This is a genomic window from Pseudonocardia kongjuensis (assembly GCF_039526905.1).
In the GTDB taxonomy this organism is placed as follows: domain Bacteria; phylum Actinomycetota; class Actinomycetes; order Mycobacteriales; family Pseudonocardiaceae; genus Pseudonocardia; species Pseudonocardia kongjuensis.
The window spans coordinates 1-26,171 of the sequence record NZ_BAAAJK010000001.1; the positions used below are offsets into that span (position 1 = coordinate 1).

The 26,171-nt window shown below is 75.2% G+C and carries 24 protein-coding genes and 1 pseudogene; 15 read left to right on the plus strand and 10 right to left on the minus strand.

The annotated features are described in order from the left end of the window. The 4 genes from ABD160_RS00005 to ABD160_RS00020 form a co-directional block, all read left to right on the plus strand. On the plus strand, positions 1–1,043 hold a 1,043-nt coding region (locus tag ABD160_RS00005; protein WP_344017385.1), incomplete at its 5' end, for an HNH endonuclease signature motif containing protein. Between the two features lie 784 nt (positions 1,044–1,827). Beyond that, positions 1,828–3,465, plus strand: coding sequence for an ATP-binding cassette domain-containing protein (locus tag ABD160_RS00010; RefSeq protein WP_344017988.1), 1,638 nt, complete (start codon positions 1,828–1,830; stop codon positions 3,463–3,465). A gap of 247 nt (positions 3,466–3,712) precedes the next feature. After that, a complete protein-coding gene (locus ABD160_RS00015; RefSeq protein WP_344017386.1) occupies positions 3,713–4,084 on the plus strand; it encodes a YciI family protein in 372 nt (123 codons plus the stop codon). Between the two features lie 137 nt (positions 4,085–4,221). Then, the gene (locus ABD160_RS00020) at positions 4,222–5,457 is read left to right on the plus strand and encodes an RNA polymerase sigma factor (RefSeq protein ID WP_344017387.1); all 1,236 of its coding nucleotides are present in this window, start codon (positions 4,222–4,224) and stop codon (positions 5,455–5,457) included. Here the strand turns inward: ABD160_RS00020 and ABD160_RS00025 are convergent. Beyond that, entirely contained in the window at positions 5,454–6,104 is a 651-nt protein-coding gene (locus ABD160_RS00025; protein WP_344017388.1) for a TetR/AcrR family transcriptional regulator, read from the minus strand. The two genes, ABD160_RS00020 and ABD160_RS00025, sit on opposite strands and share 4 nt — an antisense overlap. A gap of 106 nt (positions 6,105–6,210) precedes the next feature. Here ABD160_RS00025 and ABD160_RS00030 point away from each other — a divergent pair, with 106 nt between their 5' ends. After that, complete coding sequence (locus ABD160_RS00030; protein ID WP_344017389.1) at positions 6,211–6,963, plus strand: sulfite exporter TauE/SafE family protein; 753 nt, start codon at positions 6,211–6,213, stop codon at positions 6,961–6,963. A gap of 40 nt (positions 6,964–7,003) precedes the next feature. Further along, positions 7,004–7,231: a hypothetical protein gene (locus ABD160_RS00035; RefSeq protein ID WP_344017390.1), complete on the plus strand. Its 228-nt coding sequence runs from the start codon at positions 7,004–7,006 to the stop codon at positions 7,229–7,231. A 16-nt stretch (positions 7,232–7,247) separates the two neighbouring features. Here ABD160_RS00035 and ABD160_RS00040 read toward each other — a convergent pair whose 3' ends face one another. Then, positions 7,248–7,508 (minus strand): PLDc N-terminal domain-containing protein, encoded by a 261-nt coding sequence (locus ABD160_RS00040; RefSeq protein ID WP_344017391.1) that lies wholly within the window; start codon positions 7,506–7,508, stop codon positions 7,248–7,250. A gap of 87 nt (positions 7,509–7,595) precedes the next feature. On the opposite strand from ABD160_RS00040, the gene ABD160_RS00045 reads away from it, so the two are divergent. Further along, complete coding sequence (locus ABD160_RS00045) at positions 7,596–8,741, plus strand: M20/M25/M40 family metallo-hydrolase (protein ID WP_344017393.1); 1,146 nt, start codon at positions 7,596–7,598, stop codon at positions 8,739–8,741. 82 nt (positions 8,742–8,823) lie between these two features. Here ABD160_RS00045 and ABD160_RS00050 read toward each other — a convergent pair whose 3' ends face one another. The 6 genes from ABD160_RS00050 to ABD160_RS00075 all read right to left on the minus strand — a co-directional run bounded on the left by ABD160_RS00050 (position 8,824) and on the right by ABD160_RS00075 (position 14,799). Beyond that, complete coding sequence (locus ABD160_RS00050; RefSeq protein WP_344017394.1) at positions 8,824–9,594, minus strand: SDR family NAD(P)-dependent oxidoreductase; 771 nt, start codon at positions 9,592–9,594, stop codon at positions 8,824–8,826. Then, positions 9,591–10,559 (minus strand): 3-hydroxyacyl-CoA dehydrogenase family protein, encoded by a 969-nt coding sequence (locus tag ABD160_RS00055; protein WP_344017395.1) that lies wholly within the window; start codon positions 10,557–10,559, stop codon positions 9,591–9,593. Before ABD160_RS00055 ends, ABD160_RS00050 begins: the two co-directional genes overlap by 4 nt. Positions 10,560–10,571: 12 nt before the next feature. Next, positions 10,572–11,507 carry a sugar phosphate isomerase/epimerase family protein gene (locus ABD160_RS00060; RefSeq protein ID WP_344017396.1) on the minus strand — a complete coding sequence of 312 codons (936 nt, stop codon included), beginning with the start codon at positions 11,505–11,507 and terminating at the stop codon, positions 10,572–10,574. A gap of 96 nt (positions 11,508–11,603) precedes the next feature. Further along, positions 11,604–12,314, minus strand: coding sequence for a GntR family transcriptional regulator (locus ABD160_RS00065; protein ID WP_344017397.1), 711 nt, complete (start codon positions 12,312–12,314; stop codon positions 11,604–11,606). Next, positions 12,311–13,078, minus strand: a complete 768-nt coding sequence (locus ABD160_RS00070) for a triose-phosphate isomerase family protein (protein WP_344017398.1) — start codon at positions 13,076–13,078, stop codon at positions 12,311–12,313. Before ABD160_RS00070 ends, ABD160_RS00065 begins: the two co-directional genes overlap by 4 nt. Further along, positions 13,072–14,799 (minus strand): dihydroxyacetone kinase family protein, encoded by a 1,728-nt coding sequence (locus ABD160_RS00075; RefSeq protein ID WP_344017399.1) that lies wholly within the window; start codon positions 14,797–14,799, stop codon positions 13,072–13,074. Before ABD160_RS00075 ends, ABD160_RS00070 begins: the two co-directional genes overlap by 7 nt. 120 nt (positions 14,800–14,919) lie before the next feature. Here ABD160_RS00075 and ABD160_RS00080 point away from each other — a divergent pair, with 120 nt between their 5' ends. Genes ABD160_RS00080 through ABD160_RS00105 form a run of 6 tightly spaced genes read left to right on the plus strand, consistent with a single transcriptional unit; the run spans position 14,920 to position 20,522 of the window. After that, entirely contained in the window at positions 14,920–15,966 is a 1,047-nt protein-coding gene (locus tag ABD160_RS00080) for an AAA family ATPase (RefSeq protein WP_344017400.1), read from the plus strand. After that, positions 15,963–16,886 (plus strand): DUF58 domain-containing protein, encoded by a 924-nt coding sequence (locus tag ABD160_RS00085; RefSeq protein WP_344017401.1) that lies wholly within the window; start codon positions 15,963–15,965, stop codon positions 16,884–16,886. The genes ABD160_RS00080 and ABD160_RS00085 overlap by 4 nt, the downstream gene beginning before the upstream one ends. After that, complete coding sequence (locus ABD160_RS00090) at positions 16,883–17,872, plus strand: VWA domain-containing protein (RefSeq protein WP_344017402.1); 990 nt, start codon at positions 16,883–16,885, stop codon at positions 17,870–17,872. Before ABD160_RS00085 ends, ABD160_RS00090 begins: the two co-directional genes overlap by 4 nt. 58 nt (positions 17,873–17,930) lie before the next feature. Then, positions 17,931–18,641, plus strand: coding sequence for a 3-oxoacyl-ACP reductase FabG (gene fabG / locus ABD160_RS00095; RefSeq protein ID WP_344017403.1), 711 nt, complete (start codon positions 17,931–17,933; stop codon positions 18,639–18,641). 23 nt (positions 18,642–18,664) lie between these two features. Beyond that, positions 18,665–19,441, plus strand: coding sequence for an enoyl-ACP reductase FabI (fabI, locus tag ABD160_RS00100; protein ID WP_344017404.1), 777 nt, complete (start codon positions 18,665–18,667; stop codon positions 19,439–19,441). Positions 19,442–19,448: 7 nt separating this feature from the next. Beyond that, positions 19,449–20,522, plus strand: a complete 1,074-nt coding sequence (locus ABD160_RS00105; RefSeq protein WP_344017405.1) for a ferrochelatase — start codon at positions 19,449–19,451, stop codon at positions 20,520–20,522. A gap of 28 nt (positions 20,523–20,550) precedes the next feature. On the opposite strand, the gene ABD160_RS00110 is transcribed toward ABD160_RS00105, so the two are convergent. Continuing rightward, a complete protein-coding gene (locus ABD160_RS00110; RefSeq protein WP_344017406.1) occupies positions 20,551–21,189 on the minus strand; it encodes a class I SAM-dependent methyltransferase in 639 nt (212 codons plus the stop codon). A 133-nt stretch (positions 21,190–21,322) separates the two neighbouring features. Between ABD160_RS00110 and ABD160_RS00115 the strand changes: the two are divergent. Beyond that, positions 21,323–22,915: pseudogene (locus tag ABD160_RS00115) on the plus strand (alanine/glycine:cation symporter family protein). A gap of 32 nt (positions 22,916–22,947) precedes the next feature. On the opposite strand, the gene ABD160_RS00120 reads toward ABD160_RS00115, so the two are convergent. Continuing rightward, positions 22,948–24,180: a tyrosine-type recombinase/integrase gene (locus ABD160_RS00120; protein WP_344017407.1), complete on the minus strand. Its 1,233-nt coding sequence runs from the start codon at positions 24,178–24,180 to the stop codon at positions 22,948–22,950. A 163-nt stretch (positions 24,181–24,343) separates the two neighbouring features. On the opposite strand from ABD160_RS00120, the gene ABD160_RS00125 reads away from it, so the two are divergent. Beyond that, positions 24,344–26,170, plus strand: coding sequence for a sensor domain-containing diguanylate cyclase (locus ABD160_RS00125; protein WP_344017408.1), 1,827 nt, complete (start codon positions 24,344–24,346; stop codon positions 26,168–26,170). Position 26,171: the final 1 nt, after the last annotated feature.

Consider the following 26,171-nt stretch of genomic DNA (forward strand, 5'->3'; position numbering starts at 1 on the left):
GGCTGTCCGCAGCCGCCGAGCAGACCGAGGCATCATGGCGGTCGGTGGACCGACTGGCCCGATCGTTGGGAACCGACGACCCCCGCACCCTGGACCAGCGCCGCGTCGATCTGGCGCATCAACTGCTGCAGGGCACGATGACGGTCACCGACGTGGAGACCATCCGGGAGGCCGTCACCCAGATCCTGGCGCCCCACCCACCTGACACCACCAGCACAGCAGGTGCCGCCGACACGGCCGGTGCTGCCCGGACCGCCGGTGCAACCGGAACGGCCGGGCAGGACGCCGGAGCGGCTGGGGCAGCCGGGGCCGGTGGGGGCATCGGGCGGGTCGATCAGGTCGCCGGCGCCGCCGGATACGTCAGCCCCCCGGCAGAGGTGCTCGCCGAGATCGTCGCCGGAGTGCTGGCGGAGCGCGCCGATCCAGGGACGGCGATCGGGCGCAAGCCGCTGATCCAGGTCGTGGTCTCCCTCGACACACTGCTCGGCGACGACCGCCCCGGCGAACTGGTCGGACACGGCCCGATCCCCGCCACCACCGCGCGGGCACTGGCCGCCGGCGGGGTATGGGCCCGGCTGGTGGTCGACCCGCTGTCCGGAGCGGTCCGCGACCGCGGCCGCAGCACCTACACCCCACCCGAGGACATGGCCGACCTGGTACGGGCCCGCGACGGCCTCTGTCGCGGACCGCTGTGCAGCCGACCGATCCGCGATCTCGACCACTTCGTCCCCTGGGCCCAGGGCGGCACGACCGACACGGCGAACCTGCACGGCCTGTGCCAGCACCACCACAAGCTCAAGGACGCACCCGGCTGGCAGGTCCTCGCCGCAGCCGACGGCTCACTGACCTGGATCAGCCCGTGCGGGCACCGGGAGACCACCCGGCCGCACGACTACCGACCTCACCTCGGCGACACGGGCACGACACTGCGCAGCAGCACTTCGCGGACCGCGACCACCGGTGACGGGGAGGCGGAACGGTCCGGCGACAGTGGGCGGAGCGAGACCACAGGGGACGGTGGCGATGACGTGCCGCCGTTCTGAGCCAGCACCGCGGGAAGGCACCGCGGGAAGGTGCCCTGGGAACGCACCGAGGGAGGCCCCGGAGTGGCGCCGACATGCCCACCTGCGTGGCTGCCGATCGCCTCGGGCGGCAGAGCCGACGGCTTCGAGAGTCCGCCGGAGAGCGACGCTTCCGCGGAGCGTGCCACGCGAGCGGGGGCCGGAGCGGCTCACGGCCGGCTCTCGTGGACGGTGCCGGATGCCGTCACGGGTCGACGACAGCACGTCCGGGGCCGCGGTTTCCCGAACGCCGCGCCCGGCACGGCCGCACGAACGCGGGCTGTGGGAGCCGCCTGCGCGGCTGCATGAGCGCGGCAGCGGTCGGCGTCGCCGGCGCGGCCGCACGACATGACCGGCCGCGGCCGGTGCGGCTGACGCGACCGCCGGCGCCGCCGGCGGGACCGCTGCGCCGGTGCCGGTCCTGTGGGACATATCCGCTCGTCCGGAGTGCGGTCCGTTGCTAGCGTCGACCCCATGGCACGAGGTATCTGGTCGCAGAAGGTCCGCAGCGCCCGCTGACGGCGGCGCCCCACCTCTCCTTCTGATCGCGTCCGCCGTTCCGGTTCCCCGCCGGGCGGCGATCTTGTGCTGCCCGGCTCCACTGCGAGCTGCGGAGCACTTCGTGAACCACCACCCCGAACACCCTGATCTCGCCGCCGCCTGCCCGGCCGACGACGCCGCTGCCGACGCCGCTGCCGACGCCGCTGCCGACGCCGCTGACGGCACCGCTGACGGCACCGCGCACCTACGCGCCGACAGCGTCTCCGTGACCCGCGGGGCGCGGCGCATCCTGCACCGCCTCTCGGTCACCGTCTCCGCGCGGTCCCGGATCGCCGTCGTCGGTGAGAACGGGCGCGGCAAGACGACGCTGCTGCACGTCCTGGCCGGCATCGTCACACCGGACGAGGGACGCGTGCACCGCACCGGCACCCTCGGGCTCGCCCGGCAGGAGCTGTCCGCCCGTCCCGGCGAGACGGTGGGCACGCTGACCGCGCAGGCCCTGCTGGCGCCGCAGCGCGCACTGCGCGCGCTGGACTCGGCAACACGCGGGCTGGTCGAGGGCGTCACCGGCGCCGACGACCGGTACGCGGCCGCGTTGGACACCGCCACCCGGCTCGACGCGTGGGACGCCGAGCGCCGGCTCGACATCGCGCTGGCCGCCCTCGCCGCCTGCACCGACCGCGACCGCGAGCTGGCGACGCTCTCGGTCGGGCAGCGCTACCGGGTCCGGCTGGCGTGCCTGCTCGGTGCCCGGCACGACGTTCTGCTGCTCGACGAGCCGACCAACCATCTCGACGCCGCAGGGCTCGACTTCCTCACCGCGACGCTGCGCGAGCATCCCGGCGGGCTCGCCGTCGTCAGCCACGACCGGGCCCTGCTGCGCGCGGTCGCCGACCGGTTCCTCGATCTCGATCCGACCCGCGACGGCCTGCCCCGGCTCTACGCCGGCGGCTACGACGCCTGGCAGGACGCCCGGCGTCGGGAACGGGACCGCTGGGCCCGGGACCACGACGACCAGCGGGCCGAGCACCGCAGGCTGGCCGACGCCGTCGCCCGTGCCCGGGACCGGCTCAGCACCGGCTGGCGTCCGGAGAAGGGGACCGGGAAGCACCAGCGGCAGTCCCGGGCGCCGGGCGTCGTGCAGGCACTGAAACGGCAGCAGGAGGCGCTCGATGCGCACCGGCTCGACGTGCCGGCGCCACCGCCCTCGTTGCGGTGGCCGGAGCCCGGCGTCCGTCGCGGGGCACCACAGCTGCGGGCGCACGGGGTGGCCGTCGACGGGCGGCTGGACGGGCCGGACCGGCTCGACCTCGACGGCGGTGACCGGCTGCTGGTGACCGGACCCAACGGCGCCGGGAAGTCGACGCTGCTCGCCGTCCTGGCCGGCGCCCTCGCCCCGGACCGCGGCCACGTGTGGACCGCGGCCGGCGCGCGGATCGCGCTCCTCGGTCAGGAGACCGCGGCCTGGGACCCGGGGTTGACCGCCCGGGAGGTGCACACCCGGCACGTCGGACGGCTGGTCGCCCGGGGCCTGCTCACCGACGCCGATGCGGTGCCGCTCGGGTCGCTCGGGCTGCTGGACCGGGAGGCGACGGCGGTGCCGGTCGGCCGGATGTCACAGGGGCAGCGCCGCCGCCTCGACCTGGCGCTGGCCCTCGCCGGGCGGCCCGGGGTGATCCTCCTCGACGAGCCGACCAACCACCTGTCCTCGACGCTGGTCGACGAGCTGACCGGGGCGCTGCGCGACACGGGTGCCACGGTCGTCGTCGCGACGCACGACCGGCAGCTCCTGCGTGATCTCGCGGACTGGCCGCGCCAGGAGCTCGGTGGTCCGCCGGACCGGGTCGGTCCGGCCCCTGACCGGGCGGGCGGCGCCGGCCGGCCCGGCACCCGGGCGGGCTGATCACTGGGCACTGATCACCGGGCACTGATCACTGGGTACGGCGACGGGCGACCGACCTGCCGTGGAGCGTGCCCGCGGCCGCGTCGAACCGGTCCGGCAGCCCGTCGTCGCGTGCGGATGGCGCGACGGATGAGAGCCGGATCACACAACGGATGAGAAGATGGTGTCGATTCCGGCCCGGCTCGTTCGTCAGGAGGGTGGCGGCGCCGGACGGACCGGCGGAGCCGTACACCCGAGGGGAGCCACGATGGCCCGGTACGTGTTCCTGATGTTCGACTCCGAGGACTGGTACGACGGCGTCGACGAGCAGGGGATGGCCGACGAGATGCGGCTGCACCACGAGTTCATGGACGCGGTGCGGGCGGCCGGGGCGAGCGTGGTCGGCGGCGAGGCGCTGGAACGCTCGTCGTCGGCCACCACGGTGCGGCGCGGGGACGGTGCGACGCCGATGGTCACCGACGGCCCGTTCGCCGACACCAAGGAGGCGCTCGGCGGCTTCTACGTGATCGAGGCCGCCGATCTCGACGTCGCGCTGCGGCTCGCCGCGATCTGCCCGGCCGGCACCGTCGAGGTGCGGCCGGTGCTCGACACCGGCGACGACGACTCGGCGACCCCCTGAGCGGGGCCGGGGCCGGGGCCGGGACCGGAGCGGGGGCGATCGGCGCCCGGACGGCGGAGCCCGGGACCGGCGCGGACGGGGCTGCCGGGGTGGGGACCGGCACTACCCGTGTCGGGGACGGCGCGGCCGGGACCGGCATGGCGGCCGGGACCGCGATGGATGCGGCGCTGCGTCGTGCGTACCGGGAGGCGTGGCCGGTGGTGGTCGCCGCGACCGCCCGCACCACCCGCGATCTCGATCTCGCCGAGGACTGCACGCAGGACGCGTTCGTCCGCGCCCTGGGTGCCTGGGCGGACGGTGTCCCGGACAACCCCACCGGCTGGCTCACCACCACGGCCCGCCGGATCGCGCTCGACCGGCTGCGACGCGAGACGGCACTGCGCCGCCGGTTCCCGCTGCTGGTCGAGCCCGGCACCGGGCCGGACGCCGAGCCCGAGCCCGCCGATCCGCTGCGGCTGGTGTTCACCTGCTGCCACCCGGCGCTGGCCCGCGAGTCACAGGTGGCGCTGACCCTGCGCCTGCTGTGCGGCGTCGACACCGCCGCGATCGCCTCGGTGCTGCTCGCCGGGGAGGCCGGCGTCGCGGCACGGATCACCCGGGCCAAACGCAAGATCGCCTCGGCCCGGATCCCGTTCCGGATACCGGACGACGACGAGCTGCCGGCCCGCCTGGACACCGTGCTGACCGTCGTCCACCTGCTCTACACGGCCGGGCACGTCGGCTCCGGCCCCACCCTGACCAGCACCGACCTGACCGGGCGGGCGTTCGGGCTGGCCCGGATGCTGGTCCGGTTGCTGCCCGGCGAGCCGGAGCCGCGGGCGCTGCTCGGGCTGCTCCTGCTCACCGAGGCACGCACCGCGGCCCGCACCGACGGCGGCGGTGAGCTGGTGCTGCTCGACGAGCAGGACCGCTCCGGCTGGGACCGCCGGATGATCGCCGAGGGACTCACCCTGGCGACGGCGGCGCTGCGTCCGGACGCCGGGCACGGACGGTTCGCGCTGCAGGCGGCCGTCGCCGGGCTGCACGCCGTCGCCCCGTCACCGGAGCGGACCGATCGCGCGCTGATCGTCACGATGTACGACGCGTTGATGCGGGTGGCACCGTCGCCGGTGGTCGCGCTCAACCGGGCCGCCGCCCGCAGCCGGGTCCCGGGCGCCGATCTCGGCGCGGTGCTCGCCGACCTGGACGCGCTCACCGGCGATCCGGCGCTCGCCCGCTACCCGTACCTGCCCGCGGCCCGGGCCGACGTGCTGGGCCGCCTCGGCCGGGCCGCGGAGGCGGCCACGGCCTACGACGCGGCCCTCGCGCTCACCACGAACCCGGTCGAGCGGCGCTTCCTCCTCCGGCGCCGGCAGACCGTCGCCGGGGACTAGAGGGCGGCGTCGAGCACCCGCCGCAGCCCGCTCTCGAACAGCGGCTCCCCGCCGCCCGGGCCGCGGACCACCGCGCCACCCAGCAGCCGGGCCAGCAGCGGGAGCTCGTCCGCCCGGCCGGACCGCTCCAGGTCCGCGACGGTCGGCAGCCGGTCACCGGCCAGCGCGGCCGCCCCGCGCACGTAGCCGTGCACCAGGTGCAGCACCTCCACCGCCGTCCCCAGCGGACGGCCGGCCCCGACGACGTGCGCGAGCAGCGTCTCCGCCCACCGGCACTCGGCCGGCCCGGCCTGCCGCGGCCCGGCCATCAGCCGCACCGCCCACGGATGGTCGGCGAGCACCTCGCGCAGCGCCGTCGCCCAGATCTCCAGCCCGAGCCGTACCGGGCAGCCGGTCAGGTCCGGCGGATCACCGAGCGCCGACTCCAGGATCAGGGCGACCAGCGCGTCCTTGCCGGGCACGTGCCGGTACAGCGACATCGGGGCGGACCCCAGCTCGCGGGCGAGCCGGGGCATGGAGACGGCGTCGAGCCCCTCGGCGTCGGCGATCTCCAGTGCGGTCGCGACGATCCGTGCCCGGTCGAGGGTGCGTCCGGGCGGCCGGGGCGGGGCCGCCCAGCGGGGGTCCTCGGAGGTCGTCGACGGCACCTGTTGATCATGACACGCAGTGCGTGGAACCGCCTACGCACGTGGCGTAAGGCATACGCAGCGCCGACCCGCCCGGTCCGCCGGCGCGGCACCTAGAGTGCTCCGGGTGCAGGGGTGGGAGGTCGCGGTCATCGCACTGGCCGGGCTGTGGGCCGGACTGATCAACACCGTGGTCGGCTCCGGGACCCTGGTGACCTTCCCGGTGCTCGTCGCGCTCGGGTACCCGCCGGTGACGGCGACGACGTCGAACGCGATCGGCCTGATCTCCGGCACGATCACCGGCGCCGTCGGCTACCGCAGGGAGCTGGCCGGGCACGGGCGCAGGCTCGCGGGCTACGCGGTCGCGTCGTTCCTGGGTGCGATCGGCGGGGCCGCGCTGCTGCTGTCCCTGCCACCGGACGCCTTCGAGACGATCGTGCCGGTCCTGGTGGGCCTGTCGGTGCTGCTGGTCGCCGTCCAGCCGCTGCTCGCCCGGCGGCTGAAGGATCGTGCCGGCCGGTCCGGGGCGTCCGGGCCGCTGGTGTACCTGGCGGTCTTCGCGGTCGGCATCTACGGCGGCTACTTCACCGCCGCGCAGGGGATCATGCTGGTCGGGCTGCTGGGGCTGCTGCTGTCGGACCCGCTGCAGCGGCTCAACGCGTTCAAGAACACCCTCGCCGCGGTGGTGAACCTGGTCGCGGGCGTGATCTACGCGGTGGTGGCGCCGGTCGACTGGACGGTCGTCGGGATCATCGCGGCGAGCTCGATCGTCGGCGGCCTGCTGGGGGCGAAGGTGGGCAGGCGGCTGCCGCCCGCGGTGCTGCGCGGGGTGATCGTGGTGATCGGCGTCGCGGCGATCGTGTTCCTGCTGCTGGACTAGCGCGCCGGTCACTGTCGGTGGTCCGTGCTCTGCTGGGCGCATGGACGACGACCGGGCGGCCGGACTGGTGGCCGCGTTCGCGGCGCTGGCCGGCCGCGACATCGCCGAGGCGGAGGTGCGCGCGACCGTCGCGCACTCGCGCGCGCTGAGCCCGGCCGCGGCCAATGCGATCTGGGGCCGGTTCCGGCGGGCACCGGGGACCGTGTCGCTGCGCGACTACCTGGCGATGACGCTGCGGTTCGTCGAGCAGGACCCGCCGGCGCAGTGAGCGGGGCCCGGGGGAGTCAGCGCTTCCGGCCGCGCGCGAAGTAGGTGATCGGGCCGGCGAAGTTCACCAGCGACGCCAGCGCCCACGCCCAGCGCGGACCGTTCACCTCGGACGGCGAGCGCCGCGCCAGGTCCGCCCAGGCGGCCCCCAGCAGTCCCAGCTGGAGCACCGCCGCGATCACCACCGCGATCCGGCCGGAGGTCCCCAGATCGTTCCACCGCACCCTGGTCCGCGCCCTGGTCCGCGCCGTGGTCTGCGCCGTGGTCTGCGCCGTCATGAGCCCGATCCTTGCAGACGGGAGGCACCCCGTCAGCCGCCCGGCGGGCTGGGCCTACCGTGTCAGCACGAGCGGGAGGGGACAGCCATGAGCCTGACGGGGGCGGCCGGGGCCGCGTTGCCGGCGATGATCGAGGACCTGCGCGGGTACGTCGAGATCGAGACCCCGAGCGACGACCGGCCCGCCCTGGAGAAGGGACTGTCCTGGCTGGACGGGCTGGTCGGGGACCGGCTGGGCCCGGCCGCGTCGTCGTCGCTGGTGCCCGGCGGCCGGTACGGCGACGTGCGGGTGCTGGAGTACGACGGCACCGGCGGATCGACCGCACCCCCGGTGCTGCTGCTCGCCCACTACGACACGGTGTGGCCGCTCGGCACGCTGGACACCATGCCGTTCGCGGTGGACGGCGACCGGATCACCGGGCCGGGCGTGTTCGACATGAAGGCCGGGCTGGTCCAGGCGCTGTGGGCGGTCCGGCTCGCCCGCGTCGAGGGGCTCGCGCTGCCGCCGCTGCGGCTGCTGCTCACCGGTGACGAGGAGATCGGCTCGCCGGTGTCCCGCCCGGTGATCGAGCGGGCCGCCGAGGACGCCCGGGCCGGTCTGGTGTTCGAGGCGGCCGGGCCGGGCGGGGAGGTGAAGACCGCGCGCAAGGGCGTCGGGATGTTCCGGCTCGACGTCGACGGCGTCGAGGCGCACGCCGGACTGGACCCGACGGCCGGGGCGAGCGCGGTCGACGAGCTGGCCCGCGCGGTGCTGGCGCTGCACGCCGCCCGCGATCTCGACGCCGGGACCAGTGTGAACGTCGGTGTGGTCGGCGGCGGCACCCGCTCCAACGTGACCGCCGGGCACGCCTGGTGCGAGATCGACGTCCGGGTGTCCGACGACGCCGAGGCCGCCCGGATCGACGGCGTCCTGGCCGGGCTGCGCGCCCACCACCCGGACGCGGCGCTGCGGGTCACCGGCGAGTGGAACCGTCCGGTGATGGAGCGGACACCCGCCACCGCGGAGCTCTACGGGATCGCCCGGACCGCCGCCGCCGGGATCGGCACCGACCTGGCCGAGATCGCCGTGGGCGGGGCCAGCGACGCGAACTTCCTCGCGGCCCGGGGGATCGCCGTGCTCGACGGGCTCGGGGCGCTCGGCGCCGGTGCGCACGCCCGGCACGAGCACGCGCTGGCCTCCGGGATGGTGCACCGGACCGCGCTGATCGCGGCGCTGCTGCACGCGCTGGCCTGAACGCCGCTGCACCGGCCGGTGCGCTGCTGCCGCGGACGACCGGCCGCGGACCGGGTGCCGGTGGGGTCGTCCACGCGGACCGTCAGTGCATGTACAGGCCGCCGTCGACGTTGAGCGTCTGGCCGGTCACGAAGCCGGCGTCCGCGCTGATCAGGTAGGCGGCCGCGGCCGCGACGTCGCGCGGGGTGCCGATCCGCGGGAGCACGCCGTCGGCCGCCATCGCGGCCTTGCGTTCCTCGCCGAGGGTGCCGCCCATGATGTCGGTGTCGATCGGGCCCGGCGAGATCGCGTTCGCGGTCACGCCGTGCGGGCCCAGCTCGCGGGCGACCGACCGGACCAGGCCGACGATCCCGGCCTTGGCCGCGGAGTAGGGCGTCTTCGAGTAGGTGCCGCCGCCGCGCTGGGCGGACACCGACGACACCCCGACGATCCGGCCGACGCCGTGCCCGACCAGCGACCGGGCCACCCGCTGGGTGACCCAGTGGGTGCCCTCCAGGTTGACCGAGACGACCCGGCGCCACTCCGCCTCGTCGACCTCCAGGTAAGGCACCGGCGAGGACACCCCGGCGAACGCGACCAGCGCGACCAGCTGCGGCAGCGCGTCCTCCAGGGCGTCGACGGCGGCCACCGCGGCGGCCCGGTCGGCCACGTCGGCACCGATCCCGGCGGCGCGCACGCCGTGCGCGGCGGCCACCTCGGCGGCGGTCGCGACGGCCGCGTCGCCGTCGACGTCGATCAGCCCGACGTTCCAGCCGAGCCCGGCCAGGTGGAACGCGGTGGCGCGGCCGATCCCGCGCGGGGAACCGGCGCCGGTGAGGACGACGGTGCGCTCCGCGGGGAACGGCGCACTCACCGGCCGGCCTCCTGGACCGGGGGCGGGCCCAGCTCGTCGAGCAGCTGCTGCATCCGCACGTAGGCGCGGTTGCGGTAGGCGACCAGCTCCGGCACCCGGTCGGCCGGGACGTCGAGGAACCCGCCGCCGGACTTGGTGCCCAGCCGGCCGTTCTCGACGTGCTCGACCAGCGCCGGCGGGGTGGCGAAGCGCTCCGGCCAGCGGCCCTGCAGCGACTCGAAGCAGAACTTGTAGACGTCCAGGCCGGCCATGTCGGCGATCGCGAACGGGCCGAAGAACGGCAGCCGGAAACCGAACGTGGTGCGGACGATCGTGTCGACGTCCTCGGCGTTCGCGACGCCCTCGGCGACCAGCTTCGACGCCTCCTCGAACAGCGCGTACTGCAGCCGGTTGAGCACGAAGCCGTCGGCGTCGGAGATCCGGGCCGGGTGCTTGCCGGTCGCCCGGACGATCTCCTCGACGCCGGGGATGATCGACTCGTCGGTGCCGGCGTGCGCGATCACCTCGACGCCCGGGATGAACGGCGCCGGATTGGAGAAGTGCACGCCGAGGAACCGCTCCGGGTGCTGCACGGCCTCGGCGATCCGGCCGATCAGGATGGTCGAGGTGTTGGAGCCGATCACCGTCTCCGGTGCGGCCGCCGCGGAGACCCGGCGCAGCACGTCGTGCTTGATCTCGATCCGCTCCGGCACCGCCTCCTCGACGAACGTCGCGCCCTGCACGGCCTCCTCGTAGGACGCGGCGACGGTCACCCGCTCGGCGATCGTGTCCGGTGCGTGCGCGGGGAACAGCCGGTCGGCGGCGAACTGCTTCGCCTCGGCGATCAGCCGCTCCCGGTTGGCGGTGGTGGTCGCCGGGTCGACGTCGGCGATCCGGACGTGCGCGCCGGCCAGCGCCAGTACCTGGGCGATCCCGCCGCCCATGTAGCCGCTGCCGATCACCGCGTGGGTTCCGGTGAGAGTCATGCTTGGGTCTCCTCAGGGACGGGGGAGCAGGGTGCGCAGGTAGTCGCGGTTGGTGGCGCAGACGCCGAGCGAGTCACCGCCGTACTGCTCCATCAGGAACGGGCCGCGGAAGCCGAGCTCGACGGCCTCCCGCACGACCTGGCGGTAGTTGATGAGCCCGAGCTCCATCGAGGTCGGCGTGGAGCTGAACCAGGAGCCGTCGCCCGCCTCGTCCCGGGTGTAGTTCTTGACGTGCCAGTAGTTGGCGTAGGGCAGCGTCCTGGCGTGCATCTCCCGCCAGTCCTCGATCGGCCGGTGCAGCCGCACGAGGTTGCCGATGTCGGGATTGAGGCCGACGTTGTCCAGGCCGATCTCCTGGATCAGCTGCACGGCGGAGTCGGCGGTGCCCAGGTAGGTGTCCTCGTACATCTCCAGGGCCATCGGCAGCCCGGCGTCCTGGGCGTGCTTGCCGAGCTCGCGCAGCCGGTCGACGGCGAACGCGCGGGTGTCGGCGTCGTCCGGGTCCTTCCAGCCGGGCGCGGTCCAGAACCACAGCGCCCGCTTCTGCGCCTCGGAGAACGGATGGTGCAGGCCGGTGGAGAACACACTCATGCCCATCTCGGCGGCGGCGTCGATGGTGCGGTGCGCGTAGTCGAGGTTGCGGTCCTCCCGGCCGGGCTGCAGCACGCTCTGCCGCTGCACGTGCACCGAGATGATCGACACCCCGTGCTCCGCGGCGATCGAGAGCAGCTCGGCCCGGCGGGCCGGTTCCAGGTCGGCCGGGCGGATGTGCGAGTCGGCCAGCTCCAGCTCGGTGAAGCCGAGCGCGGCCACCTCGGCGAACAGCGCGTCCCAGCGTTCGGCCGGGGCGTCGTGCAGGGCGATCCCGTCCCGGCCGACCGGGGCGAAGCCGTGCATGCACACGGCGATCGGCCAGGTGTCGGCGGTGAGATCGGGGCGAGCGGTCACGGCGGCTCCTCGGTCGCGGCGGTGCGAGTCTCTTTCAGAGATCCTATAGGATTAGTGGCCGCCGTCAATCGCGTGACGGACCCGGGCGGCCGGCGCTCAGTCCCCGCGTTCGAGCCGCAGCGACCGCTCCCGGACGTTCTGCAGGTGCCGGGTCATCGCCGCGACCGGCGCGTCGACCTCCCCGGAGGCGAACGCCTCGACCACCGCGGCGTGCTCGGCGACGGCCTCCTCGACGTCGGGCACGCCGCGCAGCGCGGTCTGCCGCATCCGGTGCAGCTGGGCGCCGAGGGTCTCGGACATGTCGAGCAGGTAGCGGTTCCCGCAGTGGTGCAGCAGCACGGCGTGGAAGCCGGTGTCGGCGGCGAAGTACTCGGCGGTCAGCGGCAGGTCGACCCGGCCGGCGTCGAGCGCCTCGGCCACCCGCTCGCCGATCCGGGCGTGCTGCTGCTGCGCGCGGCGCAGCTCGGCGAGCAGCTCGGGACCGGCCGGGGCGGCCATCCGGGTCGCCGTCGTCTCCAGCATCAGCCGGGCGTCGAAGAGCTCGGCGAGCTGGTCCGCGCCCAGCGGCGGCGCCACCCGGTAGCCCTTCAGCGCCTCCCGGGTGACCAGGCCGGTGCGTTCCAGCTGGACCATCGCCTCCCGCACCGGGGTGGGGGAGACGTCCAGATCGCGCGCGATGGTGTCGATCCCGAGCCGGGCGCCCGGCTCCAGACCGCCGCTGAGCAGCAGCTCCAGGATCCGCTCGTAGACGTGGTCGCGCAGGCCGCGGCGCTCGATCCCGCCGCGCAGACCCGGGGTGGCGCTCATCGGGCCTGCACCGCGGCCGGGCCGAGGGCCAGCACCTCGTCCAGGATGGTGCCGACAGCCGCCGGGTCGTGCGCGAACCGGCCGAGGAACATCCCGTCGACGCCGTCGGCGATCTGCGGGAGCAGGCCGGGGCCCGCGCTGCCGCCGTAGATCACCCGGGCGTCCGGCTCGCCGGCCAGGTGCTCGCGCAGTGCTGCGCCGACCTCCCGAACGTGCGCCGGCGGTGCCGGTTCCGGGGCGCCGATCGCCCACACCGGCTCGTAGGCCACCACCAGCGGCCCGCCGGTCCCGGCCGCGCGGGCCGGGGCGAGCGCGTCGTCGACCTGGGCCCGCACGGCGTCCGCGGCCCGCTCCGGGGAGTCCCGCCCGGCCTCGCCGACGCACAGCACCGGGGTCAGCCCGTTGCGCAGCGCGGCGAGCGTCTTCGCGGCGACCACGGCACTGGTCTCGCCGAAGTGCGCGCGCCGCTCGGCGTGCCCGACCTCGGCCATCGTCGCGCCGACCTCGGCCAGCACCGGCCCGGTGACCTCACCGGTCCACGGGCCGTCGTCGTGCTCGGCGATGTCCTGGGCGCCGATCGCGATCCCGGCCGGGGCGGCGATCCCGACCGCGGCCGGGATGGTCGGGTACTGCGGCATCGCGAACAGCCGGACCGCGCCGGAGACGACGGCGTCGTGCCCGCGGGCGGTCGCCGCGACCGCGCGCAGCCAGTCCAGGGTGCGCGCGTGCGAGAACCAGGTCTTGAAGCTGATGCCGATCAGCACGTGGGTTCCTCCCGCAACCGGTGCCCGACGGTCCGCACGACCAGTGCGAACGAGACCGCCCCCGGATCGGGGGTGCCGATGCTGCGGTCCCCGTGCGATCGTGCCCGGCCCAGCCGGGCGCGCAGCTCGCGGGTCCCCTCGGCGTCCGCGGTCGCGGCGTCCGCGGCGGCCGCCCAGGCGGCGGCCAGTCCGTCCCCGGCGGCCACCCGCTCGTCCAGGGTGGCGACGAACGGGACGATCGCGTCGACCATCGTCTTGTCGCCGACCGCGGCCCCGCCGGACTTCTCGACGGCCTGCTCGGCGGCCCGGGCCGCGTCGGCGACGGCGCGCGCGTCCGGCGCGGCCCCGTCGCCCAGCGCGCCGCCGAACGCGTCCAGCGCGGCCGCCCAGATCGCGCCGGAGGTGCCGCCGGCCCGGTCGCCCCAGGCGTCGGCGGCCCGGCGCAGCACGGTCCCGGCGCCCGCCCCGCGGTCCGCCGCGTCGGCGGCGGCGTCCCGGGCGGCCCGGCCGCCGCGCTGCATGCCGATGCCGTGGTCGCCGTCCCCGGCGATCCGGTCCAGCCTGCCGAGCTCGTCGGCGTGCGCGTCGAGCTCCGCGGCGACGTCGGCGAGTGCGGCCGCGATCCGGCTGCCGCAGGCCTGCGACTCCGGGGTCCCCTCGCTGATCACGGCGGTGGCCGCGGGGCCGGCGGCCGGTGCGGCGGCGGACCGGGTCCGCTGCCCGTCGACCCGGCCGCGGCGGAACGCCGGGGTGTCGCAGGGGGCGGTCCAGAGCCGCTCCAGCTCGTCGTCGGGCCACAGCAGGGTGAGCGAGGCGCCCGCCATGTCGAAGCTGGTGCAGAACTCGCCGACCTCGGGATCGACGACGTCCAGGCCGGCCTCGGCGAGCAGCCGGTGCACGGTGCCGTAGACGACGAACAGCTCCTCGTACTTCACCGAGCCGAGCCCGTTGAGGATCGGCACGACCCGGCTGCCCGCGCCGTCCGGGATCTCCGCGAGCAGCGTGGAGACCAGCAGCTCGGCGAGCGCGGCGGCGGTCGGGACGTCGGTCTCGTCGATGCCGGGCTCGCCGTGGATGCCGAGCCCGACCGCCATCCGGTTCTCCGGGACCCGGAACAGCGGCTCGCCGGCGCCGGGCAGCGTGCAGCCGCCGAAGGCGACGCCCAGCGAGCGGGTCCGGTCGTTGGCCAGCCGGGCGACCCGCTCGACGTCGTCGAGATCGTGGCCGGCGGCGCAGGCCGCCCCGGCGACCTTGAAGACGGTGAGGTCGCCCGCGATGCCGCGGCGGTCGGCGCGCCGGTCGGACCCGGCGCTCCACACGTCGTCGGTGACGACGACGGTCCGGCAGTCCACGCCCTCGGCGCGCAGCCGCTCCTGGGCGGCGTCGAAGTTGAGCACGTCGCCCGCGTAGTTGCCGTAGGACAGCAGCACCCCGCGGCCCTGGTCGGCCTCGGCGGCGATCGAGTGCACCTGCTGGGTGGACGGCGAGGCGAAGATGTTGCCCATCGCGGCGCCGTGCGCCAGTCCCGGCCCGACCAGCCCGGCGAACGCCGGATAGTGCCCGGAGCCGCCGCCGACCACCAGCGAGACGGTCGGTCCGGGATCGGCGGTGGAGCGCACGACGCCGCCCGGGTGGGCGCGCACCCACCGGGCCGACGCGGCGGCGAAGCCCGCCGTCATCTCGGCGCCGAAGTCGTCGGGGTCGTTGAACAGGCGCGTCATCGCGGTCCCATCGTCGAACGGATCGGAGACTGTGGCTCCGGATAATCCTATAGGATGTGGGAAGCCCGGTCAGGTGTCTCCTTCACCGGCGTCACACGGGCACCGCGATCGAATGCCAGGGTGAGCACGAGTCCGTCGAACGACCTCCCCGCGTCCGGCTCCCCGAGCACACCCGCGCGCGACGCCGAGCGGCTCGAGCGCGCGGTGCTCGAGGTCAAGCGGGTGATCGTCGGCCAGGACCGGCTCGTCGAGCGGATGCTGGTCGGCCTGCTCGCCAGGGGACACCTGCTGCTCGAGGGCGTCCCCGGCGTCGCCAAGACGCTCGCCGTGGAGACCTTCGCCCGCGTCGTCGGCGGCAGCTTCTCCCGCCTGCAGTTCACCCCGGACCTGGTGCCCGCCGACATCCTCGGCACCCGGATCTACCGGCAGGGGCGCGAGGAGTTCGACGTCGAGCTCGGCCCGGTCGTCGCCAACTTCGTGCTCGCCGACGAGATCAACCGGGCGCCCGCGAAGGTGCAGTCCGCGATGCTCGAGGTGATGGCCGAGCGGAAGCTCTCGCTGGCCGGGCGGGACCACCCGATGCCCGATCCGTTCCTGGTGCTGGCCACCCAGAACCCGATCGAGAACGAGGGCGTCTACCCGCTGCCCGAGGCGCAGCGCGATCGCTTCCTGTTCAAGCTGATGATCTCCTACCCGGGCGTCGAGGAGGAGCGGGAGATCATCTACCGGATGGGCTCCGAGCCGCCGACCGCCGGCCAGGTGCTCACCCCGGCCGAGCTGGTCCGCCTGCAGCGCACCGCCGCCGACGTGTTCGTGCACCACGCGCTGGTCGACTACGTGGTGCGCCTGGTCGTCGCGACCCGGCTGCCGGACGAGCACGGCCTGTCCGACGTCGCGTCCTGGATCGCCTACGGCGCCTCGCCGCGCGCCTCGCTCGGCATCGTCTCCGGCGCCCGGGCGCTGGCCCTGGTCCGCGGCCGCGACTACGTGCTCCCGCAGGACGTGCTGGAGGTCGCGCCGGACGTGCTGCGGCACCGGCTGGTGCTGTCCTACGACGCCGTCGCCGATCAGGTCCCGGTCGACCACATCGTCTCCCGGGTGCTGCAGACCGTGCCGTTGCCGCAGGTCAGCGCGCGCCCCGGCGGGGCGGGGCAGGGTCCGGCGTGACGGCAGGCCCGGACGGCGGGCAGGCCCGGCTGGAGGCGTCGCTGCGCACCCTGGAGCTGACCGTCCGCCGCCGGCTGGACGGGCTGCTGCAGGGCAACCACACCGGCCTGCTGCCGGGGCCCGGCGGGGAGCCGGGGGAGGCGCGGCCCTACCAGCCCGGCGACGACGTCCGCCGGATGGACTGGTCGGTGACCGCCCGCACCACCGCGCCGCACGTGCGGGACACCGTCGCCGATCGCGAGCTGGAGACCTGGGCGGCCGTCGACCTGTCCCGCAGCCTCGACTTCGGGACCGCCGACACCGACAAGCGGCACCTGGTGCTGGCCGCGCTGACCGCCGTCGCCCAGCTGACCGCCGGCGGCGGGAACCGGCTCGGCGCCGTCGTCAGCAACGGCGCCGAGATCGTGCGGCTGCCCGCGCGCGGCGGCCTGGTGCACGCCCGCGGGCTGGTCCGGCGGGTCGCGACCACGCCGACCGCCCCGGACGGCGTGCGCGGCGATCTCGGCGCCGTGCTGGACCAGCTGCGCCGCCCGCCGCGCCGCCGCGGCCTGGTCGCGGTGCTCTCGGACTTCCTCGGCGAGCCGGTGTGGGAGCGGTCGCTGCGCGCCCTGTCCGGCCGGCACGACCTGCTCGCGATCGAGGTCGTCGATCCGCGCGAGCTGGAGCTGCCCGACGTCGGCACCGTCGTGCTGGCCGATCCGGAGACCGGCCGGCAGCGCGAGGTCGCCACCACGCCGCTGCTGCGCCGGGAGTTCGCCGCCGCCGCCTCCGCGCACCGGGACCGGGTCGCCGACGTGCTGCGCCGCTGCGGCGCCGCGCACCTCACGCTGCGCACCGACCGGGACTGGGTGGCCGACATCGTCCGCTTCGCCGTGGCCCGCAGGCACGCCTGGGCGGGCGCCGGGAGGGCGCCGGCATGAGGTTCGCGACCCCCTGGTGGCTGCTCGGGCTGCTGATCGTCGCGGCGCTGGCCGCCGGGTACGTGTGGCTGCTGCGCCGGCGCCGCCGCGACGTCGTCCGGTTCACCAACCTGGAGCTGCTGGAGACCGTCGCGCCGCGGCGCCCCGGGCGCTGGCGGCACGTCCCGGCGATCGCGATGATCACCGCGCTGGCCGTGCTGACCGTCGCGCTGGCCGGGCCGCAGGCGATGGCGAAGGTCCCGCGCAACCGGGCCACCGTGATGCTGGTGATCGACGTCTCGCTGTCGATGAAGGCGACCGACGTGGCCCCGACCCGGCTGGCCGCCGCGCAGTCGGCGGCCAAGCAGTTCGCCGACCAGCTGACCCCCGGCGTCAACCTGGGGCTGGTCTCGTTCGCCGGGACCGCCGCGGTGCTGGTCTCGCCGACCACCGAGCGGCCCGCGGTGAAGAACGGCGTCGACAACCTGCAGCTCGCCGAGTCGACCGCGACCGGTGAGGCGATCTTCACCGCGATGCAGGCGATCGACACGTTCTCCCGGTCGCTGCAGGGCGGCCCGGACGCCGAGGGCGTGCCGCCGCCGGCCCGGATCGTGCTGCTCTCCGACGGCACCCAGACGGTGCCCGGGCCGGACGGCGAGAACGAGCCGCGCGGCTCCTTCACCGCCGCGTCGGAGGCCGCCGAGCGCGGCATCCCGGTCTCCACGATCTCGTTCGGCACCAGCTACGGCACGATCGAGCTGGACGGCGGCCGGACCCCGGTCGCCGTCGACGACGCCTCGATGGAGCGCATCGCGCAGCTCTCCGGCGGGCGGTTCTTCACCGCCGCCACCGAGTCCGAGCTGCGCGCGGTCTACTCCGACCTGTCCGAGGAGCTCGGCTACGAGGAGCGCGAGGTCGACGCCAGCCGGCCGTGGCTGATCGGCGGTTTCGCGCTGCTGATCGGCGGGCTGGCCGCCGGGATCCTGCTCGGCAGGCGGCTGCCGTGAGCTTCGTCCCCACGCGGGGTCCGCGGTACCGGTCGGTAGTGCGTTAGGTTCACCCCCCGTGGGACGCAGCGTGCTCGTGACCGGAGGAAACCGCGGCATCGGCCTGGCGATCGCGACGGCGTTCGCGGCCCAGGGCGACCAAGTGGCGGTGACCTACCGCTCCGGGAAGGACGGTCTGCCCGACGATCTGCTGCCGGTGCACTGCGACGTGACCGACGCCGACTCGGTGGACGCCGCCTTCACCGAGGCCGAGGCCGCGCACGGCCCGGTCGAGGTGCTGGTCTCCAACGCCGGGATCACCGACGACGGCCTGCTCATGCGGATGAGCGAGGAGTCGTTCACCACGGTCGTCGACGCCAACCTGACCGCGGCCTACCGGGTCGCCAAGCGCGCCTCGCGCGGGATGCTGAGGGCGAAGGGCGGCCGGATGGTGTTCGTGTCGTCGGTGGTCGGGCTGTCCGGCTCCGCGGGGCAGGTCAACTACGCCGCCTCGAAGTCCGGGCTGGTCGGGCTGGCCCGCTCGGTCGCCCGCGAGCTCGGCAGCCGCGGGATCACCGCGAACGTGGTCGCCCCCGGCTTCGTCGACACCGACATGACCCGGGCGCTCGGCGAGAAGCGCCGCGCCGAGATCCTCGGCACCATCCCGCTGGCCCGCTACGCCGACCCGGACGAGGTCGCGTCCGTGGTCACCTTCCTCGCCTCGCCCGGCGCCGGGTACGTCACCGGGGCGGTCGTCCCGGTCGACGGCGGCCTCGGCATGGGCCACTAGAAGTACACCCCCGAAAGGACGTCATGGGACTGCTCGACGGCAAGCGGCTGCTGATCACCGGGGTGATCACCGACGCCTCGCTGGCCTTCCACTCCGCCAAGATCGCCCAGGAGCAGGGTGCCGAGGTGGTGCTCACCGGCTTCGGCCGGATGCGGCTGGTCGAGCGGATCGCCCAGCGGCTGCCGAAGCCGGCCCCGGTCGTCGAGCTGGACGTGTCGGACTCCGAGCAGCTCGCCACCCTGGTCGAGCGGATCAGCCCGCACCTGGGTGACGAGCCGCGCCTGGACGGCGTGCTGCACTCGATCGGCTTCGCCCCGCCCGGGGCGCTCGGTGAGGGCGCCTTCCTGAAGGCCGAGTGGGCGGACGTGGCCACCACCATCCAGGTCAGCGCGTACTCGCTGAAGTCGCTGGCGGTGGCCTGCAAGCCGCTGCTCGGGCCGGGCAGCTCGATCGTCGGGATGGACTTCGACAACCGGCAGGCGTGGCCGGCCTACGACTGGATGGGCGTCGCGAAGTCGGCGCTCGAGTCGGTCACCCGCTACCTGGCCCGCGACCTGGGGCCGGACGGTATCCGGGTCAACCTGGTCGCGGCCGGCCCGGTGAAGACGATGGCCGCCAAGTCCATCCCGGGCTTCGGCGCGTTCGAGGACGTGTGGGACAAGCGGGCGCCGCTGGGCTGGGACATGAACGACCCGGTGCCGGTGGCGAAGACCGTGTGCGCGGTGCTGTCCGACTGGCTGCCCACGACCACCGGCTCGATGGTCATGGCGGACGGCGGCGTGCACGCGGTGGGTGTCTAATCGGGGGGTGCCCGAACAGTCCCGCCACGAACGAGCCTGCTCCGATCCCGACGCCATCCTGGTGCTCTCCTTCGGCGGCCCGGAGGCCCCCGACGAGGTCCGGCCGTTCCTGGAGAACGTGACCCGGGGCCGCGGGGTGCCCCCGGAACGCCTGGACGCGGTGGAGGAGCACTACCAGCACTTCGGCGGGGTCTCCCCGATCAACGCCCGCAACCGGGAGCTGGTCGCGGCGATCGCGGCCCGCACCCCGCTGCCGGTCTACTTCGGCAACCGCAACTGGCACCCGTTCGCCGAGGACACCGTGCGGGACATGGCCCGGGACGGCGTCCGGCGGGCGCTGGTGTTCGCCACCAGCGCCTACGGCGGCTACTCGGCGTGCCGGCAGTACCACGAGGACATCGCCCGGGCCCGGGACGCGGTCGGGCCGTCGGCGCCGGAGCTGGTGAAGCTGCGGCACTTCCACGACCATCCGGAGTTCGTGCGCGCCAACGCCGACGCCGTCCGGGCGGCGCTGGACCGGCTGCCCGCCGGGCAGCGCGCCGGGGCGCGGCTGGTGTTCACCGCGCACTCGGTCCCGAACGCCGCCGACGCCGCCGCCGGGACCCCGGCCGAGGGCGGGCACCGGTACTCCCGGCAGGTCGCCGAGGCGTCCGCGCTGGTCGCCGCGGAGCTCGGCATCGAGGACTTCGACGTCGTCTGGCAGTCCCGCTCCGGGCCGCCGCAGGTGCCGTGGCTGGAGCCGGACGTGGTCGACCACATCGACGACCTGCACGCCAAGGGCGTCCCGGCGGTCGTCGTCGCGCCGGTGGGGTTCGTGTCCGACCACGTCGAGGTCATCTGGGACCTGGACAACGAGGCGGCCGAGCGGGCCGCCGGGCACGGCATGGGGTTCGCCAGGGCGGCGACCGCCGGGCCGGACCCGCGGTTCGCCGACATGGTGCTCGAGCTGGTCGCCGAGCACGCGCACGCGGCCGCCCCGCGCCGGCTCGGCAGCGTCCCGGCCGCCGGGTGCACCGCGAACGGCGTCCCGTGCGCGGTGGACTGCTGCGTGCCCCAGCGCCGCCCGGCCCGGCCGGCCTGAGCCGGGGCGGGCCGGGCGCTGGCCCGGATCAGCTGCGGCGGATCCGGGCCAGGTGCGCCGGCTCGTCCACCCGGGTGCCGGCGGGCCTGCCGAAGGACGGCGCGAGCGCGCCGGTGACGACGCCCCGGTAGGTGGTCCGCTGCACGGCCTCGACCGTCCAGTCCGGCCGGTCGAACGCGGTCCGGATCTCCGACTCGTCGATCACCGGGCCGAACTCGGGGCCGTCCCCGGTCCGGGCCAGCGCGAGCAGGTGCACGACGCCGCCGGGGCGCACCAGGCCGGCCAGTCCCCGGGCGTAGCGGAGCTGGTCGCCGGGATCGAAGACGTGGAACAGGGCGCTGTCCAGGACCGTGTCGAAGGTGCCCAGACCGGCCGGGTCGAGCGCGTCGGCGACGGTGAACCGGGCGTCCACCCCGGCCGCGGCGGCACGCGCGGTGGCGCGTTCCACGGCGCTCGCGGACGCGTCCGCGCCGAGCACGTCGAGCCCGCGGCGGGCGAGCAGGATCGTGTGCTCACCCGCCCCGCAGCCCAGGTCGAGGGTGCGGCCGGTGATCAGCCCGGCGTCGGCGAGCGCGACGACGGCCGGTTGCGGCCCGCCGATCACCCAGGGCGGATCGCCGTCCCGGTAGGCCCGGTCGAAGGTGGTGACGGATGGTGTGACGTCCATGTGTGCTCCCTTCCGCGATCCAGGCTGGTGGCTGAAGTGCGGTCGAGGTCAAGGCGGCGGCGCGGTGTGACTCCGATAACCCGTTTCGCCCCGAAGTTGAGATTTGTCCGGATGTTCGGTGGGCTGTGCGACCATGTCGCTTCCCCACGACGGGGCCACGAGCCCGCCGGTCCCCGATGCTCTCGCCGCGCCCTCGCAACCCGGGCTGCTCGGCACGGTCGAGGACGCCATCAACTCGGTCTTCGATCCGGTCGCCTCGACCCTGTCCAGCATCGTGTTCTTCGAGGTCTCGCTGTTCGGGGCCGCGTTCCCGCTGATCGTCGCCTGGCTGGTGCTGGCCGGGGTGATCTTCACCCTGTACTTCGGGTTCATCCAGTTCCGGTCCTGGTCGCTGGCGATCAAGATCGTGCTCGGGAAGTACACCCGCAAGGACGAGCCGGGGGAGGTCAGCCACTTCCAGGCGCTGACGTCGGCGATGTCCGGCACGGTGGGCCTGGGCAACATCGCGGGCGTCGGCCTCGCGGTGACCCTCGGCGGCCCCGGCGCCACCTTCTGGATGATCATCGCCGGGCTGCTCGGGATGGTCACGAAGTTCGTCGAGTGCACCCTGGGCGTCAAGTACCGGGAGACGCACGCCGACGGCACCGTGTCCGGCGGGCCCATGCACTACCTGCGGCGCGGCGTCGCCGAGCGGATCCCGAACCGGTTCGGGAAGGTCGTCGGCTCGGTGCTGGCCGGCGGTGCCGCCGTGACCATCCTGCTCTTCGGTGTGGCCGGCGGGAACATGTTCCAGGCCAACCAGACCTACGCCCAGCTGCGCGACGTGACCGGCGGCGACGACGGCATGCTCGGCAGCGCCGGTGCCGCCCTGGTCTTCGGCCTGATCCTGGCCGCGGTGGTCGGCGCCGTCGTGATCGGCGGGATCAAGTCCATCGGCCGGGTCACCTCCCGGCTGGTGCCCGCGATGGCGATCATGTAATGCCTGGCCTGCCTGGTGGTGATCGCGGTGAACGTCGCCGAGATCCCGAACGCGGTCGGCATGATCGTGTCCGGCGCGTTCACCCCGGAGGGCGTCGCGGGCGGTGCGCTCGGCGCGCTGATCGTCGGCTTCCAGCGGGCCGCGTTCTCCAACGAGGCCGGTCTCGGGTCGGCGCCGATCGCGCACTCCGCGGTGAAGACGAAGGACCCGGTCACCGAGGGCTACGTCGCGCTGCTGGAGCCGTTCATCGACACGGTGATCATCTGCACCATGACGGCGCTCGCGATCACCATGGCGAGCACCCAGTTCTACGCGACCGCACGCGAGGAGGCGTTCCTCTCCGGTGGGTCCGAGGTGGCCGACGGCGTCACCGTCACCTCCGACGCGTTCGCCTCGGTGCTGCCCTGGTTCCCGTGGGTGCTGGCGCTGGCCGTGGTGCTGTTCGCGGTCTCCACGATGATCACCTGGGGCTACTACGGGCAGAAGGCGTGGTCGCACCTGTTCGGGCGCAGCCTGCTCAGCGAGCGGATCTACTTCACGATCTACTGCGCGTTCGCGGTGATCGGCTCGGTGCTGACCCTGGGCGCGGTCGTCGACTTCGTCGACGCGGTGCTGTTCCTGCTGGCCCTGTTCAACATCGCCGGGCTGTACCTGCTGGCGCCGGTGGTCAAGCGCGAGGTCCGGGCGTTCCGGGCGAAGCTGCGCAGCGGTGAGGTGCGCGAGCTGGAGCCCTCCGAGCGGGCCTGACCGCTCCGGTCACCGCCTCGTCACCGGCCTCGTCACCGGTCCGGCCCCGGATCGGTGACGAGGCCGGTGACCAGGTCGGCCGCGCTGCCCGCGCGGGAGCGCAGCGACCGGTCGTAGTGCCGGGTGGTGGCGATGCTCGCGTGCCCGACGTCGGCCTGCACGTGCTGGATCGGCGCACCGGCCTCCAGCGCGAGGGTCACGTAGGCGTGCCGCAGGGCGTGCGGGTGCACCCGGTCGGCGACGTCGGCCAGCTCCGGGCCGCCGTCCCGGGCGATCCGGCGGAGCAACAGGTAGAGATCGTGCCGGGAGCAGCGGCCGCCGTCGCGGGTCGCCAGCATCGCCGAGCGCCCCGCCCCGCCGCCGCGCACCGGCAGCGCGGCGCCGTACTCGCGGTCGCGCAGCAGCAGGTACCCGGTGAGGGCGTCCACGCAGGCGTCGCCGGGGAACACCTCGCGCACGGTGCCGCCCTTGCCGCGCACCCGCAGCACCCGCTCGCCGCCGGAGACGACCAGGTCGTCCCGGTCCAGGCCGGTGATCTCGGAGATCCGCAGGCCCAGGCTGAGCAGCGCGACGAACGCGACCGCCCGGCGGGCGTAGAGCTCGCGGTGCCGGGTCCGGTTGGGCAGCGCCGCCGCGGACGTCCACAGTGCCCGGACCTGGGCGGCGGTCAGCCGGATCGTCGGGGACGGGTCGCGGGAGGTGCCGGTCAGCCCGAGCCGCCCGCGGTGCAGGGCCGCCGGGTTCCCGTCGACGACGCCGTGCTCGGCCAGGAACGCGTAGAACGCCGACACCGTCGACAGCATCCTGGCCCGGGTGCGCTTGCCGGCGCCCGCCGCGTCGAGCGCGTGCAGCCAGGTGGTCACGTGCGCGGCGGTCACCTGCCGCGGGTCCAGCGCGTGGCCCGCACACCAGCGGAAGAACGCCAGGTGGTGCAGCCGTCCGCGGCGGGCCGGCGGGGGAGCGGTGCCGCCGGGCCGGGCCGGTGTCCGCGGCCCGGCACCGGTGACGGCGTCGGCCCAGCCGGGCGGCAGGCCGAGCGCGTAGGCGTAGGTGCGCCGGGTCTGCGCGGTGCCGTACCCGGCCAGCCAGCGGGCGACGAGCGCGCGCAGCGCGGCCGGATCGTCGACACCGGGCCAGTCGGCGCCTGTCCGGTCGGTGCCTGTCCGGTCGGCGACCGCCCGGTCGGTGCCGGCTTCCGGGCCCGGCAGTGGCGGGTCGGTGCGCCCGCGGAGTGCGGCGAGCACGAGTGCGGCGGGATCGCTCATCGCCGCCGATCGTGCCGGAGACCCGGACCGGGACGGCGTACCGACACGGCGGGCCACCGTCCGCGCCCGGGGCCGAGTCCGGTTCGTCGTGTTCACCGGGATCGTGGTATCAACCGCGGGCAGTGGGCGGTGCGCGTCCGCGTTCGGCCTGAGGGGGGCCTGCATGTCCGACCCGCCCGGATGGACCTGGCGGGACACCCGCGCGGTCCTCGGGACGTTCGCGGTGATCGCGACCGCGACGGCGCTCGCCCGGGCCGGGGCGGCGGTGGAGAGCACGGGCGCGGTCCGGATCCTGTCGGCGACCTGGCCGTCGCACGGGCTCACCCTCGCGATCCTGCTGGTGGTGCCGCGCCGCCGGGTACCCGCGCACGCCGTCGCCGCGTTCGCGGCGATCGCGCTGACCGTGCTGGTCCTCGGCACGTCCTGGCGGGTGCTGCTGATCGGGCAGCCGATCAGCGCGCTGATCGTGCTGCTCACCGCGGCCTTCCTACGGCGCGATCCGGAGTGGATCGACGGTGACTCGGAGAGCGTGCGGTCGTGGCTGCGGTTCCTCGGCGGCGGAGTGCTGCTGCCGACCGCGAGCGCGGCGTTCCCGCAGGCGCTGGTCCGGTACTACGAGCCGGGCGGCGGGACGGACTGGTCGCTGGTCTGGCCCACCGCGGGCGCGGTCTTCGCGACCAACGCGCTCGCCTACGTGCTGTTCGTCCCGGTCGTGCTGCGGCTGCGCCCGACGGTGTTCCGGGCCCGGGTCCCGGCCGGGCGCCGCGGCGAGCTCGCGGCCCTGGTCGCGGCGGTGGCCCTGCTGGCGACGGCCTCGATGCTGCAGGACAATCCGCTGCCGCTGTTCCTGCTCGCCATCCCGCCGGTCGTGGCGGCCGTCCGCCACGGCACGCCCGGGGTGACCCTCTCGGTGGTCGTGCTGGCCACCGTGCTGCTCGGAACCACCCAGGCCGGGCACGGCCCGTTCGTCGCGCTGTCCGGCGGGGACCCGGCGATCGGGCTGCTGTGGGCGCAGTTCACCTCGTTCGTGCTGATGGCCGCCGGGCTGACCGTGGTGGCACTGCTCGACACCGGCGGGGTGCCGGTCCGGACCGGGCACGACCTGGAACGGCTCCGCTCCGACGGCGGCGCCGGCTTCGCCTGCGTGATCGGCGCGGACGGGCACATCGAGGACGTCGCACCGCCGGGCAGCCGGCCGGACGTGCTGCGCCGGAGCTGGCGGGACTTCGTCGACCCGCACGACGCCGACATGGTCGAGCAGCGGCTCTCCGCGGCCCGGGCCGGCGGGGCCGGCGTGACCTACTCCGGCTGGGTCCGGGGCCGGGACGGCACGTGGCGCTGGATCGAGGCCCGCATCCGCCGCGGCCCGGCCGCGGCCGGCGCACGGCCGGTGGTGGTCGTCGGCTCCGACGTGACCGACGACCGGCTGCGCGGGCTCGAACGGCTCCGCGCCCGCAACCGGGAGCTCGACACCGCCGCGGCCACCGATCCGCTGACCGGCCTGGCCAACCGCAGGCGGCTCGACGAGGCCCAGGAGACGGCCTGGCGGACGGCGGCCGCGGACGGCGGACCGGTGTCGATCGTGGTCGTCGACATCGACCACTTCAAGCCCTACAACGACCACTACGGCCACGCCCGCGGCGACGAGGCCCTGCGCGCGGTCGCGGTCGCGCTGCGCGACGCGCTCCCGCCGTCCGACGGCCTCGCCGCCCGGTTCGGCGGGGAGGAGTTCGTGGTGCTGCTCCCGGGTGCCGCCGCCGGCGGGGCCCGGTCGGTGGCCGAGCGGATCGCGGTGCGCGTCCGGTCGCTGCGGATGCCGCACCGGCGCAGCCCGGCCGGGCAGGTGAGCGTCAGCATCGGCGTCGCCACCGGCTGGCCGGGGCCCGGCTGCACCGACCCGCACCGGGTGTTCGGCGCCGCGGACGCCGCCCTCTACCGGGCCAAGGAGTCCGGCCGCGGGCGGATCGAGTCCGCCCCGGACGTGTCGTGAG